We start from the raw sequence: 15,059 nt of genomic DNA, 5'->3' as shown, positions 1-15,059 counted from the left end.
AGTCAACTCTGTTCCTTTGGCCGAATCCAGATGCGGTAAGTCAGATACACCAGGGGGAGCCGGGCAAGGGGAAGGAGGAGCCAGGGATACCAGCCCTTCCAGAGATACAGCCCACCAGTGATGAGAGAGGACAGAACGGTCAGGCAGGCGAATACGCCGAACCACATGGCGGCCTGAACGCAAAACCGCGCCTCCCCCTCCTCTTCATAGCGGATCTGGTCATGAAAAGCCAGGCGGATAAAAGAATAAGTGGGGAACCAGATGAGGAAGAACAGTCTCGAAATATCTTGCTGGAAAGAAGAGGTGAGGATCAAAAGAGCAGACTCAATCCCCCAAGTAATCAGAATCAGAGTAGCTGGGACTTCCTGCTTATGCCTGCGTTTTATAATGAGCCCCCCCTTCGATAAAACATGGACTTGTATGAGATTGATATTTATAGCATGGTAAAAACATACTATAAAATCAAATAATTGTCAAATAAAACTGTAAAAATAAATAAAAAGCCGCCCGGTTTGGGCGGCTTGAAGGGTTAAAAATCAGAAAGGAAGACCCAGTCCACCGGTGATGGACTGCATAGTGGAGGCGGCGTCGCTGTCAGCGGCCCGCATGGCCTCATTGACGGCGGCCACGATCATGTCCTGGAGCATCTCCACGTCGTCGGGGTCCACGGCCTCCGGGTCGATGACCAGAGCCTTCAGCTCATGCTTGCCATTGACGGTGGCGGACACCACCCCGCCGCCGGCCGCGGCCTGGTACTCCTTCTCCTGCAGCTCCTGCTGCAAACGCATCATGTCCTGCTGCATCTTCTGGGCCTGCTTGAGCATATTCATGTTCATGCCGCCGCCCATGCCGGGCATACCGCGGCCGCCAAAACCTTTTGCCATATCAAACACTCCTTTTTGTCCTGAATCTTATTGTATGATGATGTTGTCAAACTTTTCCCCAAAGGCCAGCAGCTGGTCCAGAGCATCACCGGAGCCCTTCGACTGGGGGGAGGGCTGGCTGGGAGCGGGAGACAGGTCCTCCTCGGGGGGCCTGCCGGCGACGATGCTCACTCTGGGCTGTCCGCCGAAAGCGTCGCCCGCAGCGCGGGCCAGCCCCTCCAGAATGGCGGGCTTGTTGAGCATGGAGCGGGTGAACTCACTGTCTGTCCACAGGGTCAACTGCCCATTTTTCCACACGCCGGTCACCTTGGACGGATTGTGGAGATAGGGCAGGACGGAGGGTGACACCTTTCCCTTCAACCCAGCCGCAAAGGCGGGCCAAAAAGACCGATTCCCTCCGCCAGAGTCGGGCGCGGCGGGCACCGGCGTGGGGGCGGGAGCCTCCACGGGAACATCAAATACGCGCTCCGGTTCTTCCGGAGGCTCCTCTGGCAGCGGGGGGCGGTCATCCCAGGGGGGCGGATCCTCCGCGGGAGAGGGCGCCGGTCCGGCGGGAACGCTGGGGACGGTAGGGGTAGATGGAGGGGAAGCGGCCGGAACAGGCACCCCGCCAGCCAGCAGCTCCTCCAGCCGTGCCACCCGGGCAGACAGTCCGGCGGCGGAGCCATCTAGACTCTCATCGCATAAGCGGATCAGGCACAGCTCCGCGTCGGTCCGGCGGTTGCTGCTCCGCGGCAGCTCCGCGGCGGTGGATTGGAGTAAAGTCAGCGCCTGGAGCAAACGGGCGGCGGAGAATTGCCCGCCTAGCTGGCGCATAGTGGCCTCGTCGTACCCTCCGGCCAGCAGGGAAGTCCCTCCCTGGGGCGCCGTCTTCCGCAGTAGCAGGTCTCGGGCCAGGGAGGACAACTCACCGAGCACGGAGCCCACATCTTTACCGTTGCCGTACAGACGGCCTAGGGTGTCCAGGGCGGCGGCGGCATCCCGCCCGGCAATATGGCCCATGAGTTTAGCGGTTTCCAGGTTGCCCGCCAGACCCAGCGTGTCCAGAATGGTCTGCTCGTCTATCCTCTGCCCCCCGCCGGAGCACTGGTCCAGCAGGGATAGGGCATCCCGCAGTCCACCATCCGCCAGACGGGCCAGCAGAGCGGCGCCCTCGGCGGTCAGGTCGATGCCCTCCTGCCCAGCCACATATTCCAAACGCTGTGCAATTTGACCGGGGAGGATCCGCTTGAAGGAGAACTGCTGACACCGGCTTTTGATGGTAGCGGGCACCTTATGCAGCTCGGTGGTAGCTAGGATGAACAGAAGGTGGGGAGGCGGCTCCTCCAGTATTTTCAGCAGGGCGTTAAAAGCGGGGGTGGACAGCATATGGACCTCGTCCACGATGTAGACCCGTTTTTTGACGGCGGCAGGGGTGTAGACCGCCTCATCCCGCAGGGCTCGGACTTGGTCTACGCCGTTGTTGGAGGCGGCGTCCAGCTCCAGTACATCCAAAATAGAGCCATTCTCAATGCCCAGGCAGGCGGGGCACTGGTTGCAGGGGTCACCGTTCTGAGGGTTTTCACAGTTGACCGCCCGAGCCAGAATCTTGGCACAGGTTGTCTTGCCGGTGCCTCGGGTGCCAGTGAACAGATAGGCGTGGGACAGCCTGCCACCTGCCACCTGTTGGCGCAGAGTCTCGGTGATGTGGGATTGGCCTACCACATCCTCAAAGGTGCGGGGCCGCCACTTTCGGTATAGGGCCTGGTACATCAAATCACCTCACGGAGAAAAACAGCCCCGCCGTTTGGGGCGGAGCCAATTTAAAAACAAAAACCACAGAATGGATGAGGACTGCCGCTTGCGGCAGTAGGAATAATATGGAGTTTGCAGGAAAAAGAGGGCCGTAATCGGCCCCCAAAGGACAGCCCAGCGGAGCGGGTGTCCTTTGGAAAAGGAGAAGCAACGAAATGAGTGAGGACTGCCGCTTGCGGCAGTACGAATGATATGGAGTTTGCTTCGACGCGGAGTAAGACCGCACACCGGCCTTTGAAGCGTGAAATATGCCCGTTACCTGGACAGCCGGCTCAAGAACAGTGACCCCACGGCACACGGAGCGGACCGCTTAGTGCTGCTCGGTTCCCCGCCTGACACGGTTCACGGGACCCCGTTGCGCGGGACCGGTCTATCATCACTGCTTATCCAGGGCAGACGACACATTACACGTCCGGGGGCCGGGATTCATCCCCGCTGTAGCGGATTGCGGGTATAGGGCACCGCTATCTCCCCGACTAGTGCGGCCTTGCTCCGCGCCGAAGCGGAACAACGCTATCATGTATTTTACTATATCCGAGGGAATTTATCAATGAAAAATTTAAAAGGGGGAAAACAGAGGCGAGAGCCTGGAAGAATGCCTCTTTTCAAGGCGGACTGCACAAAAAACAAGGCCCGGCGCACAGAAATTCCACTGTGAGAGAATAAATGTCCACCAGAGGTTGACAAAATCCGCCGGGTGTGGTATGGTAACGGAGCAACTGAATAGGACAGACGAAGTATCCAGGAAAATGGCCAGACGGCATGCCGAAGGAGTAACACTCTCAGGTGTCCCCAGAGGGGATGAGGACTGGATGCGGATGTAACTCTGGAGAAACTCGAAAACGAGTGCCGAAGGTGCAAGGCGGGGCGGCGTGCCCCGTTAATCTCTCAGGCAAAAGGACAGAGGAAACAGATGCCCTGTGGGCATCTGTTTTACACGTGCGCAGGTGCGCTGGGCGTGTATTCTCCGGAGCGGTCGGTTTATTCGGTCGTTCCGTTTTTATTTTTATAGGAGAGGAAAGAGTATCAAATGCAAGAATTGGTTGCGTCCATGGAATCGGCACTATATCCTGTCGTAGTAAGCATTAATACCTATTTGTCTAACTATATCCTGGTATTCCTGCTCATCGGAGTCGGTCTCTGGTACTCCATCAAGACCCGCTTTGTCCAGGTGCGCTGCTTTGGGGAGGGGATGAGAAAGGTTTTTGGGAACCTGTCCCTCCACGGCGGAAAACAGGAGCACGGCATGAGTTCCTTCCAGGCCTTAGCTACGGCCATCGCGGCCCAGGTGGGCACCGGCAACATCGTGGGCGGATCGGGGGCCATCCTGGCCGGTGGCCCCGGCGCCATCTTCTGGATGTGGGTCATCGCCTTCTTTGGTATGGCTACCATCTACGCGGAAGCCACCCTGGCTATCCAGACCAGGCAGAAGAGCGACGATGGCTCCTACAAGGGCGGGCCCGTTTACTACATCACGACTGCCTTTAAGGGCGGCTTCGGCAAGTTCCTTGCCGGATTCTTTGCTGTGGCCATCATCCTGGCCCTGGGCTTCATGGGCTGCATGGTTCAGTCCAACTCTATCGGCTCCACCTTTGAAACAGCCTTCGGTGTGCCCTCCTGGATCGTGGGCATCGTGCTGGTAGTCATCTGTGGCTTCATCTTCGTGGGTGGTGTACAGCGGCTGGCCTCTGTCACTGAAAAGCTGGTCCCCATCATGGCTGTGATTTTTCTGGTAGGCGGACTGGGTGTCCTTGCCGCCCGCATCCAGTATATCCCCGCCACCTTCGCCATGATCTTTCAGTACGCCTTCCAGCCCCAGGCCATCATCGGCGGCGCTTTCGGCTACGCCTTGAAGGAGGCCATCAGTCAGGGCGCGAAGCGGGGCCTGTTCTCCAACGAGGCCGGCATGGGCTCCACCCCCCATGCCCACGCCCAGGCCAATGTTACCGACCCCCACGATCAGGGAGTGGTGGCTATGATCGGTGTATTCATGGATACCTTTGTGGTGCTGACTCTGAATGCTCTTGTGGTCATCTCCACCCTGTATACCCCCGGCGGGCCGCTGGCCGAGTGCGGCGCGGCCGCCGCCAGCCAGGTACTGAATAAGACCAACCTGGCCCAGACCGCCTTCGGCTCCGTCTTTGGCGCCGAGGCGGGGGCTATGTTCGTGGCCATCTGTCTGTTCTTCTTCGCCTTCTCTACTATCCTGAGCTGGAATCTGTTTGGCAAGATCAACGTAGTCTATCTGTTCGGCAAGAAGGGCGCCGTAGTCTACTCGATCCTGGCGCTTGGGTTTATTTTCCTGGGTACTGTGACCGGAAGCGACTTTGTGTGGGAGCTGACCGATATGTTCAACAACCTGATGGTTATCCCCAACGCCATTGCCCTCTTCGCCCTGACCGGTTTGGTGGTCAGGACCACTCACGGTGTGGGTGTGAAAAAGTAACGCGAGTCTGTCCCTCTCCAGGGGGGCGTCCGGACTGGTCCGGGCGCCCCTTTTTGTCCTTTACCACAGAGGCGGGACATGATATAGTATTGCTGAAAAGAAAGTGGGGTGGCCTCATGGCGGATTGGAAGAAGAATAGTATCCACGCCTTGGATATCACCGGATACACCGCAGAGGGGATGGGGGTGGCCCGGCTGGAGGGCCGGGTGGTCTTTGTGCCCTTTACCATCGCGGGCGAGCGATGGAACGTCCGGCTAGAGAAGGTGAATAAGACGGTGGCCTGGGGACGGGGAGTGGAGCTGTTGCGGCCGTCGCCGGAGCGGCTGGGACCCGGTTGCCCTGTTTTCGGCAGATGCGGTGGCTGCCAGTTCCGACACATGACTTACGACGAGGAGCTTCGGGCCAAGGGGCAGCACATCGCCGACGCCCTGGAGCGGGTAGGCGGCGTAAGACTGGAGCTGCCCCCGGTGCTGGGGGCAGAGAAGCCCGACCGCTATCGAAACAAGGTCCAATTCCCAGTGGATCGAGCGGAAGACAGGGTCCGGGCGGGTTATTACCGGGCCAGGAGCCACCAAGTGTTGGAGGTGGAGGACTGCCTGCTTCAGCCGGAGCGGGTCTCGCGCCTCCAACGCGCCTTTGAAGAATGGGCGGCTCATCTCCCTTCCGAGTATCATATGGAGGGCCGGTTCGTCGTGCGCCACCTCTATGTCCGGACCAACAGTAGGGGTGAGGCACTGGTCTGTGTCGTGGCCTGGAAGCCTGTGCTGCCCGGTGCGGACCGACTGGTGTCAGCCCTGCGGGAGTGCGAGCCAGGTGTAGTGGGTGTGGTGCTCAATGTCAACCCGGCGGACACCAACGTCATCCTGGGTCCGGAGTACCACACCCTCTGGGGGAGGGACTATCTGGAGGAGGAGCTGTGCGCCTATACCTTCCGCCTGTCTGTGCCATCCTTTTTCCAGATCAACCAGGCACAGACAGAGCGGCTATACGCTGTGGCTCTGGACTTTGCCGCCCTGACCGGAAGGGAGACCGTGCTGGATCTGTACTGCGGCATCGGCACCATCTCCCTGGCCCTCTCCCGGAGGGCCGCAAAAGTGATCGGCGCGGAGATTGTTCCCCAGGCCATCCAGGACGCCAGAGAGAACGCCAGGAGAAACGGCGTGGAAAACACAGAGTTTTTCTGCGGTGACGCCGGGACGGTAGCCGCCAGGCTAAGTGGGGAGGGAGTTCGCCCCCAGGTCATCTGTGTGGACCCGCCCCGGAAGGGGCTCCAACCGGAGGTGCCTGCCATCCTGGCCGGCATGGCTCCGGAACGGATCGTCTATGTGTCCTGTGATCCGGCCACCCTGGCCAGGGATGTGAGGCGGTTTGGGGAGCTGGGCTATCGGGCGGTGAAGGCACAGGGGGTGGATCTGTTTCCACGGACCGCCCATGTGGAAACGGTGGTGCTTCTGTCGCGGGAGTCGGAGATCGATGTTGGTTAAGGAGGAGCATATGAAGACAAAAAAGTATGAGATCTATATGTATTGGTCCGACAAAGCGATTACTAAAGATTTTGAGATCAAGAGGATCAACGATTGCACACCGGAGGATGACGCGGTAAAGATTACAGAACTGCCGGATGAGATATTCTGCTGGGCCTGTCATATGCCGCCCTTTCAGACAGCGGATGCAAAGACACTGAGGGCGTTGTGGAATGGAGACCGCCTGTTGGACAAAGCTCACATTGTCCCAAAGTCAAAAGGAGGTGACGATAGCCCGGGGAATCTGTTCCTTCTGTGTCCAAACTGCCACGCTGATTCTCCAGATACGACGAACCCGAAAATCTTTTTTGCCTGGGTCCGATATAGGATCAGAAATGAAAACTGGGCTAAGATCATAGAGCGGGAAATGAAAAAAGCCGCTAATATAAAAGGGGTTGATTATAACGACCTGGTGAAGCGATCAACTGAGCTGGATATCGATATGGAAAAGATATTTGAATTGAGACAAAAAATTCAGGAGAGGAGCGGCCTACACGGAACTACGATCTCCTGGTCGACAAAGACCATGAATATGTTGGATATATTGCAAGAGGAACTCTCAAACAAGAAATAGGCTTGAAGATCAAAATAGGCCTCTCAGTCTGTTGCGGCAGACAGAGACCTTAGGGACGGACATTTGTACTAGACAGTCCATTCCTTTTGTGATAGTATAAAAAACTGATTCGCTGGAGCAGATCTTTTAAAAAGTGAAACTAGAAATTAGGAGAATCAGAGTATGGCAAATCAGAAAAAACACCAGAACGGGGGATTTAGTTCCTCCATAGGCTTTGTCATCGCCTGTGTTGGTTCGGCTGTGGGGCTGGGTAACATCTGGCTGTTTCCCTATCGGCTGGGCCAGTATGGAGGGGCGGCCTTCCTGATCCCCTATCTGCTGTTCGTTTTCCTGTTTGGCTGGGTGGGCCTGTCCGCTGAGTTCGGCATCGGCCGTCTGGCGGGTACTGGGACCATCGGCGCCTATGAGCGGTGCTTTCAGGAGCGGGACCCTAGACTGAAGCGGGTGGGCAGCGTGGTCAGCTGGCTGCCTCTGATGGGATCCCTGGGTATCGCCATCGGCTATGCTGTCATTCTGGGCTGGGTGCTCAACAGCCTGGCCGGCGCCCTGTCCGGAACTTTGATGACGGCGGAGCCCACCGCCTTCTTCACGGCAGCCGCCTCTCACTTTGGTAATCCCCTGTGGCATACCGTAGTGATAGCTATGGTCTGCCTGGTGCTGATGTTCGGCGTCACCTCTGGTATCGAAAAGGTGAGCCGTATCCTAATGCCCTTGTTCTATGTCCTGTTCATCATTCTGGCCATCTGGGTGGCTACTTTACCTGGGGCGGGAGAGGGCTACCGCTTCCTGCTGGTCCCAGACTGGTCCAAGCTGCTGGAGCCATACACCTGGGTCATGGCCATGGGGCAGGCTTTTTTCTCGCTGTCTATCACTGGCTCTGGAATGATCGTGTACGGAGCTTATTTGGACAAGAAGGAGGATATCCCCAAGGCGTCCCTGCGGACGGCGATCTTTGATACCATGGCCGCCCTGCTGTCCGCCTTGGCCATCATGCCGGCTGTCTTTGCCTATGGCCTAGATGTGAAATCCGGCCCGCCTCTCATGTTCATCACTCTGCCCACCGTGTTCCAGCAGATGCCTATGGGCCGGCTGTTTGCCGCGTTTTTCTTCCTGTCAGTCCTGTTTGCCGGTCTTACCTCTCTGATCAATATGTTTGAAGCCGTGTCCGAGAGCTGGCAGACACACTTCAAGCTGGGGAGAAAGACGGCGGTAGTCATCTGCTCTGCACTGACAATTGGAGTAGGGATCTTCATGGAGTCAGAGGAGCGGGTAGGAGCTTGGATGGACTTTATCACCATCCAAGTGGTCCCCATCGGAGCTGTGCTGGGTGCCATCTCCATCTACTATGTGCTGGGGTGGAGCAAGCTTCGGAAAGAACTGGAGACTGGCAGGCAAAAGCCACTGAGCAGGGCGTTTGGTCCTGTGGGAAAGTATGTCTATGTGCCTTTGACGATCTTGGTGGTCATTCTGGGATTTGTGTTCCACGGGATTGGCTGAGTGAGGAATTTGAGAAATTTGGAAGGGAGAGGTCTGTGTTGAAACAGAGGAGCGTCAAGAGGCGATATGAGATCGATATGTGCAACGGGTCCATAGCGGATAAGATCCTTCTCTTTGCTTTGCCGCTGATGGCCTCCAGTCTGTTGCAGCTGCTGTTCAACGCCGCCGACGTAGTGGTGGTGGGTAAATTCGCCGGCAAGGAAGCCCTGGCGGCAGTAGGGTCCAATACGGCCCTGATTAACCTGCTGATCAATCTGTTTGTGGGCCTCTCCGTGGGCACCAATGTGGTGGTAGCCAGAGATTTGGGGGCCGGGCGCCACGACAATGTGAGCCGCAGCGTCCACACCTCCATGACCCTGGCGCTCATCAGTGGTGTGGTCATGACGGTGTTCGGCACAGTCATGGTCCGCCAGCTGCTAGAGTGGATGTCCTCCCCCACCGACGTCATCGACTTGGCCACCGTCTACCTGCGCATCTACTTCTTTGGGATGCCCGCCCTGCTTACTTACAACTTTGGGGCGGCCATCCTGCGGGCTCAGGGGGACACCCGCCGTCCCCTGTACTTTCTCTTTTTATCCGGCGTAGTCAACGTGGTACTAAACCTGTTTTTCGTCATCGTCCTGCATATGGATGTGGCCGGTGTGGCGCTGGCCACTATCATCTCCCAGTATATCTCCGCCGCTCTAGTGGTTTGGTGCCTGGTGCGGGAGGAGGGGGCTCTCCGGTTGGAATTGAATAAGCTGGGCCTTCAGTGGTCGGTCATCCGCCGTATCCTCCAGGTGGGTCTGCCGGCGGGCTGCCAGGGAGTGGTGTTCTCCCTGTCTAACGTGGTCATCCAGTCGGCCATCAACTCCTTTGATGACCCAGTGCTGGCCGCCGGCTCCTCTGCCTCCGCCAGCATTGAGGGCTTTGTCTACGCCGCCATGAACGCCTTTTATCAGACGGCCATCACCTTTGTGGGGCAGAACTACGGAGCCGGAAAGTGCAAGCGAGTGGACCGCATCGCGGTCCAGTGCGTCTCTTTTTCGGTCATAAGCGGCCTGGTATTTGGTAATCTTGCCTATTTCTTTGGCGAGACTCTGGCTGGCTTCTATGTCCCTGCCGGGGAGCATGAGGTCATTGCCCAGGCACTTATCCGGTTGTCTTTTATCGCCTGCCCCTATTTTATCTGCGGCATCATGGATACGCTGGTAGGCGTCCTTCGGGGGATCGGCTATTCGGTGGTTCCCATGGTGGTCTCCCTAGTGGGGGCCTGCGGCCTGCGTCTGGTGTGGGTGGCGGTGATATTCCCGGTCTATCACACAGCCTCCTGCCTGTACATCTCCTATCCCATCAGTTGGCTGGTCACTGGTGCGGTCCATCTGATCTTCTTCCTGTGTGTACGGAAGCGGGCATATGCCAAGGTGGAGGGCAGCGACTTAACAGCGTTGGAGGGTCGGCATCCCCCGCTCTCCCAGGAGGCAGAGCGGCAGTAAAAAAACAGAGCGGGTCCCCTATGGGACCCGCTCTGTTTTTTTAGTAATTTTGAGAGAAAATCAGACCAGGCGGCGTCCGCCCACAAAGCCGGTGGTGTAATAGGCGTAATCCATATCGCTGACAATGACGCCCACCGTGGAAGTGGAGGCATGGACAAACTGGTTGTTGCCGATGTAAATTCCCACATGGGATGCCCGCTTGCTGCCGGTACCGGATTTTTTGAACATGACCAGGTCGCCGGGCTGGAGCTCGCTCATGGAAACAGGAGTACCGTTATCCAACTGGGTGGAGGCGGTGCGATTGATGGTGATGCCAAACTGCTTATAGACATAGCTGGTAAAGCCAGAGCAGTCAAAGCCCTTGGGGCTGCTGCCGCCATACACATAGGGATACCCCACGAACTGGAGGGCATAATCGGCGATTTCCTGTCCCTTGCTGATTTGGGAGGGGTCTACGATGGTCACATACTCGGTGCTGATATAGCCGTTTTCAATACGGTACCAGCCGTCGCTCTCCTCCAGCAGTTCGACGACCCTGCCCGCGGCTAGGCTCCCTACCTTTTCGTGGTCAGTGCTGGGGCCAGAGCGAACGTTCAGGGAGGAGGCGGTAATCCGGCCAAAGGTACTGGCAGCTTCCGCGTCAGCCTCCGCGGCCAATGCGACGGCCTGCTCCTGGCCCTCCTCATGGACCACCAGATACTCCCCCGAAACGAAGCCGGAGATCCCCTCATGGGCAATCTTGTACCAGCCGTTTTCGGCCTGTTCCAGCACCTCTACCTGGGTGCCGTCGGACAGCTTGGTTAGAATTTGACTGCTGGTGTTGGGATCGGCCCGGACCCGAAGGGGGTCGCCCCCGGAATTGACAGTACCCGAGGCGGCCAGGACAGGGGCCGCGAGGGTGCTGGAAACCAGAAGGGCGGCGGTGAGCCGGGTGATGGTCATCTTCAGGTGCATAGCTGAGATCCTCCCAAATCCTTTTCTATTTCTGATGGTCAGCCAACAGGGGTCACTTGCCGTTCAAAGAGCGGTCCAGCCACACGGCGGCGATATCCATGGCCGCATAGAGGCTGTCTTTTTCACTTTTCTTGACCACACGGTCCCGTCCCCGCAGATCGGGGTCAGTCAGCTGGAGCTGGACGGCCACCTTATCTGCCATCTCCAGGCCGTTGACGGTCTTGGTAGACAGGATCTGGAGCATGATAATATATTTCTCGGCCATAGTGCCGTAGTAAATCAGGTTGTCTTTCCGACGCAGGGGATGCCCTTTATAGGAAAGAGGAATATTCTCAGAAGCCACTATGAATCCCTCCTTGCTCAAAACTTGTAACCGAATTGTAACATATTTGCCGCCGTCTGTCAAATCCTTTCCCAAAGAATTGGATGGAAAAATACGGAGAGAAAAGAAAAAAGCCGCTCTATGGGCGGCTTTTACGCTGAGAGCGGACCTGATATGGGAAAGAAGGCCGTTTCCAAGGCCTATTTTGTATGTTGCCGGACATGGGCTTTAATCTTTTCAAAGGATTCATCGCTGAGGTCATGTTCGATCTTACAAGCGTCCGCCGCCGCGGTCTTTGGGTCAACCCCCAGCCGAACCAGAAGCTGAGTCAACAGCTTATGGCGGTCATAAATCCGCTGGGCAATCGCCTCTCCCGGGGGAAGCAGAGTGATATGCCCTTCCCCATCCATTTCAATGTATCCATTTTCCCGCAGCCGTTTCATAGCCACGCTGACACTGGGCTTTGTGTAATCCAGGTGGTGGACAATGTCTATGGAGCGGACCATCCCCAGCTGTTCCCGCAGGATCAAAATGGCCTCCAGATAATCCTCAGCCGATTCGTGGATATTCATCTAAAGTCCTTCCTTCCTGGCAACTCTTTGTACCAAGGGTAACATAAACGCCAGAAAAAGGCAAGGACTTTCAAATAGGGGTTGACAAGGAAAGTTAGTTGTGATAAACTCCACAGACGAAAAGGGGTTAGTAAATGCTAACCTAGTTTTTCTGAGTGCGAGTTAGCTTTCACTAATCATCTGAAGGAGGAGAGCTATGATGCCGCTGACGATGGCGAAGTCTGGGGAACGGGTCACGGTCAGAAAGATCACAGGCAAGGACGAGATCCGTCAGCACCTGGCTGAATTGGGCTTTGTGGTGGACAGTGATATCACTGTGGTAAGTGAGATTGCGGGAAACCTGATCGTACAGGTCAAAGACAGCCGGATCGCCCTAGACAAAAGTATGGCGAACCGCATTATGATTTGAGGGGGAATAAGCATGAAGACATTGAAGGATGTGGCCGTGGGCCAAACCGCGGTTGTGGCCAAGCTCCATGGAGAAGGGCCGGTAAAGCGCCGGATCATGGACATGGGAATCACCAAGGGCGTCGAGATATTCGTCCGCAAAGTGGCTCCACTTGGAGACCCCATGGAATTAAATGTCCGGGGTTACGAGCTGTCGGTCCGGAAAAGTGACGCGGAGATGATCGAGGTCGTCTGAAAAGGCTCGGCGCCAGACGGTAAAATGCCGTCTGGGAGAGCCGCTTTTTTCAGCCAAAAAGTTAGCTATAACTAACAATCGAGAGGAGCAGAGGCGAGAAATGAACATCAAGATCGCATTGGCCGGCAATCCCAACTGTGGCAAGACCACCTTGTTCAACAGTTTGACCGGCGCAAACCAGTATGTGGGCAACTGGCCCGGCGTAACGGTAGAAAAGAAGGAAGGCAAGCTGAAGGGCTATAAGGACGTGATCATCCAGGACCTGCCCGGTATCTATTCCCTGTCCCCCTATACACTGGAGGAGGTAGTGGCCAGAAATTATCTGGTTAAGGAGCAGCCCGACGCCATTCTGAACATCGTGGACGGCACGAATATCGAGCGCAACCTGTACCTGACGACTCAGCTCATCGAACTGGGCCTGCCCGTAGTGGTGGCGGTCAACATGATCGACCTGGTCCGTAAGAATGGGGACCAGATCGACCTGAAAAAGCTGGGTGACTCTCTGGGCTGCCTAGTGGTGGAGATGTCTGCCCTGAAAGGGGAGGGCGGCATGGCGGCGGCCGAACAGGCCGTCTCGATGGCTAAAGCCCACCGGGTAGGAGAGCTGCCCCATGTGTTTACCGGCAGCGTGGAGCACGCCATCGCCCACATTGAGGAGTCCATTGAGGGGAGGGTGGCCGACCAGTATTTGCGCTGGTATGCCATCAAGGTCTTTGAGCGGGACGAGAAGGTGTTGGAGGAGTTGGCACTGGACAGCGAGCTGGCGGCCCATCTGGAGTCGCATATCGCTGACTGTGAGAAGGAACTGGATGACGACGCTGAGTCCATCATTACCAATCAGCGATATGCCTACATAAACGGCGTCGTGTCCAGGGCGGTAAAGAAAAAGGCGGCCAAGGGCAGCCTCTCCATTTCCGACAGAATCGATCAGATCGTGACCAACCGAATCCTGGCCCTGCCCATATTCGCGGTGATCATGTATCTGATTTACACCATCGCCATGGGGACCTCTATTGTGGACGGCGGCATCGGGATCGGCACCTTCGGTACAGACTGGGCCAACGACACCCTTTTCGGTGAGATCGTGCCCGGCTGGTTCGACGCGATCCTGGGCGCCCTGGGCGTAGTGGAAGGCACCTGGGTCTACGGTCTGATCCAGGATGGTATTGTGGCCGGTGTGGGTGCTGTGCTCGGCTTTGTGCCCCAGATGCTGGTGCTGTTCCTCCTGCTGGCCATTCTGGAGGATGTGGGCTATATGGCTCGTATCGCCTTCATCATGGACCGGATTTTCCGCCGCTTTGGTCTGTCCGGCAAGAGCTTCATCCCCATGCTGGTGGCTACCGGCTGCGGCGTCCCCGGTATCATGGCTTCCCGAACCATCGAGCAGGACCGGGACCGGAAGATGACCGTTATGACCACCGGCTTCATCCCCTGCGGCGCGAAGATGCCCATCATCGGCCTGTTCGCCGGCGCTATCTTCGGAAACTCCTCCTGGGTAGCCACCTCTGCCTACTTTATTGGTATCGCCGCTGTCATCATCTCTGGCGTCATGCTCAAGAAATTCAAAGCATTTGCTGGTGAGCCCGCCCCCTTTGTCATGGAGCTGCCCACCTACCATGCCCCCTCTGCCGGCAATGTACTGCGGGCCACCTGGGAGCGGGGATGGTCCTTCATCAAGCGGGCTGGCACCGTTATCCTGCTTTCCTCCATCGTTCTCTGGTTCCTCCAGGGTTACGGCTTTGTGGAGGGCGTGTTCCAGGCTGTGGAGGACAACAACGACTCCCTGCTGGCCGTCATCGGCAATGCGGTCGCCTGGATCTTCTACCCCCTGGGCTGGGCCGGCGACTGGGCCTGGAAGGCTACGGTTGCCACAGTTACCGGACTCATCGCCAAGGAGGAGGTAGTCAACACCTTCGGCGTGCTGTACCACTATGCCGGCGAGATCGACCTGATGGAGGACTCCTCCCCCATCTGGACCATGGTGGCTGGCGACTTCAATGGCATCACCGCCTACTCCTTTATGATTTTCAACCTGCTGTGCGCTCCCTGCTTTGCCGCTATGGGCGCCATCAAGCGGGAGATGAACAACCCCAAGTGGACCCTGGGCGCCATCGGGTATATGTGCGGCTTTGCCTACGTCATCTCCATGATCGTCTATCAGATCGGCGGGCTCATCGCCGGTGTGGCCTCCTTCAGCGTGTGGACCGTAGTAGCGGCGGCTGCTCTGGTTCTCCTCCTCTTCCTGCTGTTTCGCAAGGGTTATCAGCCTGAGGGCGAGATCCACCACCTGACTTCCGTGGCCGCCGCTGAGGCGAAGAAAACTGCGAAGAAGTAAGAGAGCATTCATTTTCTTATCCTAAGCTATGAAAGGAGGG

The 15,059-nt window shown here is 57.1% G+C and carries 14 protein-coding genes, 1 other RNA gene and 1 riboswitch; of the genes, 8 read left to right on the top strand and 7 right to left on the bottom strand.

The genetic code is table 11. The annotated features are described in order from the left end of the window. Positions 1 to 2: 2 nt before the first annotated feature. The 4 genes from ACEVJK_RS02420 to ffs all read right to left on the bottom strand — a co-directional run bounded on the left by ACEVJK_RS02420 (position 3) and on the right by ffs (position 3,163). A complete protein-coding gene (locus ACEVJK_RS02420) occupies positions 3 to 314 on the bottom strand; it encodes a hypothetical protein (RefSeq protein ID WP_374739890.1) in 312 nt (103 codons plus the stop codon). Positions 315 to 536: 222 nt separating this feature from the next. Continuing rightward, the gene (locus ACEVJK_RS02415) at positions 537 to 884 is read right to left on the bottom strand and encodes a YbaB/EbfC family nucleoid-associated protein (RefSeq protein ID WP_147570827.1); all 348 of its coding nucleotides are present in this window, start codon (positions 882 to 884) and stop codon (positions 537 to 539) included. Between the two features lie 27 nt (positions 885 to 911). Beyond that, positions 912 to 2,636, bottom strand: a complete 1,725-nt coding sequence (gene dnaX, locus ACEVJK_RS02410; RefSeq protein WP_374739889.1) for a DNA polymerase III subunit gamma/tau — start codon at positions 2,634 to 2,636, stop codon at positions 912 to 914. Positions 2,637 to 2,898: 262 nt separating this feature from the next. Next, positions 2,899 to 3,163, bottom strand: an RNA gene (ffs, locus tag ACEVJK_RS02405) — signal recognition particle sRNA large type. A 331-nt stretch (positions 3,164 to 3,494) separates the two neighbouring features. Further along, a riboswitch (glycine riboswitch) is annotated at positions 3,495 to 3,592 on the top strand. Positions 3,593 to 3,708: 116 nt separating this feature from the next. On the opposite strand from ffs, the gene ACEVJK_RS02400 reads away from it, so the two are divergent. The 5 genes from ACEVJK_RS02400 to ACEVJK_RS02380 all read left to right on the top strand — a co-directional run bounded on the left by ACEVJK_RS02400 (position 3,709) and on the right by ACEVJK_RS02380 (position 10,193). Then, entirely contained in the window at positions 3,709 to 5,124 is a 1,416-nt protein-coding gene (locus tag ACEVJK_RS02400; RefSeq protein WP_186852790.1) for a sodium:alanine symporter family protein, read from the top strand. A gap of 116 nt (positions 5,125 to 5,240) precedes the next feature. Beyond that, the gene (gene rlmD, locus ACEVJK_RS02395) at positions 5,241 to 6,608 is read left to right on the top strand and encodes a 23S rRNA (uracil(1939)-C(5))-methyltransferase RlmD (RefSeq protein WP_374739888.1); all 1,368 of its coding nucleotides are present in this window, start codon (positions 5,241 to 5,243) and stop codon (positions 6,606 to 6,608) included. A gap of 10 nt (positions 6,609 to 6,618) precedes the next feature. Further along, positions 6,619 to 7,221: an HNH endonuclease gene (locus ACEVJK_RS02390; protein ID WP_374739887.1), complete on the top strand. Its 603-nt coding sequence runs from the start codon at positions 6,619 to 6,621 to the stop codon at positions 7,219 to 7,221. Between the two features lie 162 nt (positions 7,222 to 7,383). Then, on the top strand, positions 7,384 to 8,718 hold the full coding sequence (locus ACEVJK_RS02385) for a sodium-dependent transporter (RefSeq protein WP_147570823.1): 1,335 nt from the start codon (positions 7,384 to 7,386) through the stop codon (positions 8,716 to 8,718). A 35-nt stretch (positions 8,719 to 8,753) separates the two neighbouring features. Continuing rightward, positions 8,754 to 10,193: an MATE family efflux transporter gene (locus tag ACEVJK_RS02380; protein ID WP_374739886.1), complete on the top strand. Its 1,440-nt coding sequence runs from the start codon at positions 8,754 to 8,756 to the stop codon at positions 10,191 to 10,193. 60 nt (positions 10,194 to 10,253) lie between these two features. Here the strand turns inward: ACEVJK_RS02380 and ACEVJK_RS02375 are convergent, their stop codons facing one another. From ACEVJK_RS02375 to ACEVJK_RS02365, 3 genes are all read right to left on the bottom strand, one after another. Beyond that, positions 10,254 to 11,147 carry an SH3 domain-containing C40 family peptidase gene (locus ACEVJK_RS02375; RefSeq protein WP_147570822.1) on the bottom strand — a complete coding sequence of 298 codons (894 nt, stop codon included), beginning with the start codon at positions 11,145 to 11,147 and terminating at the stop codon, positions 10,254 to 10,256. 52 nt (positions 11,148 to 11,199) lie between these two features. Then, on the bottom strand, positions 11,200 to 11,490 hold the full coding sequence (locus ACEVJK_RS02370; RefSeq protein ID WP_147570821.1) for a hypothetical protein: 291 nt from the start codon (positions 11,488 to 11,490) through the stop codon (positions 11,200 to 11,202). 179 nt (positions 11,491 to 11,669) lie between these two features. Further along, on the bottom strand, positions 11,670 to 12,041 hold the full coding sequence (locus tag ACEVJK_RS02365) for a metal-dependent transcriptional regulator (RefSeq protein ID WP_186852788.1): 372 nt from the start codon (positions 12,039 to 12,041) through the stop codon (positions 11,670 to 11,672). Positions 12,042 to 12,237: 196 nt separating this feature from the next. Here ACEVJK_RS02365 and ACEVJK_RS02360 point away from each other — a divergent pair, with 196 nt between their 5' ends. The 3 genes from ACEVJK_RS02360 (at position 12,238) to feoB (ending at position 15,019) form a co-directional block, all read left to right on the top strand. Further along, positions 12,238 to 12,450, top strand: coding sequence for a FeoA family protein (locus ACEVJK_RS02360; protein WP_340405256.1), 213 nt, complete (start codon positions 12,238 to 12,240; stop codon positions 12,448 to 12,450). Positions 12,451 to 12,462: 12 nt separating this feature from the next. Then, complete coding sequence (locus tag ACEVJK_RS02355; RefSeq protein ID WP_186852787.1) at positions 12,463 to 12,684, top strand: FeoA family protein; 222 nt, start codon at positions 12,463 to 12,465, stop codon at positions 12,682 to 12,684. Between the two features lie 100 nt (positions 12,685 to 12,784). Continuing rightward, the gene (gene feoB, locus ACEVJK_RS02350) at positions 12,785 to 15,019 is read left to right on the top strand and encodes a ferrous iron transport protein B (protein WP_186852786.1); all 2,235 of its coding nucleotides are present in this window, start codon (positions 12,785 to 12,787) and stop codon (positions 15,017 to 15,019) included. Positions 15,020 to 15,059 lie beyond the last annotated feature (40 nt).

The sequence above is a fragment of the Flintibacter sp. P01028 genome (genome assembly GCF_041925235.1).
Classification (GTDB): Bacteria; Bacillota; Clostridia; order Oscillospirales; family Oscillospiraceae; genus Lawsonibacter; species Lawsonibacter aceti.
Note: the sequence above shows the minus strand (reverse complement) of the source record. Positions and strands in the feature narration are given on the sequence as shown.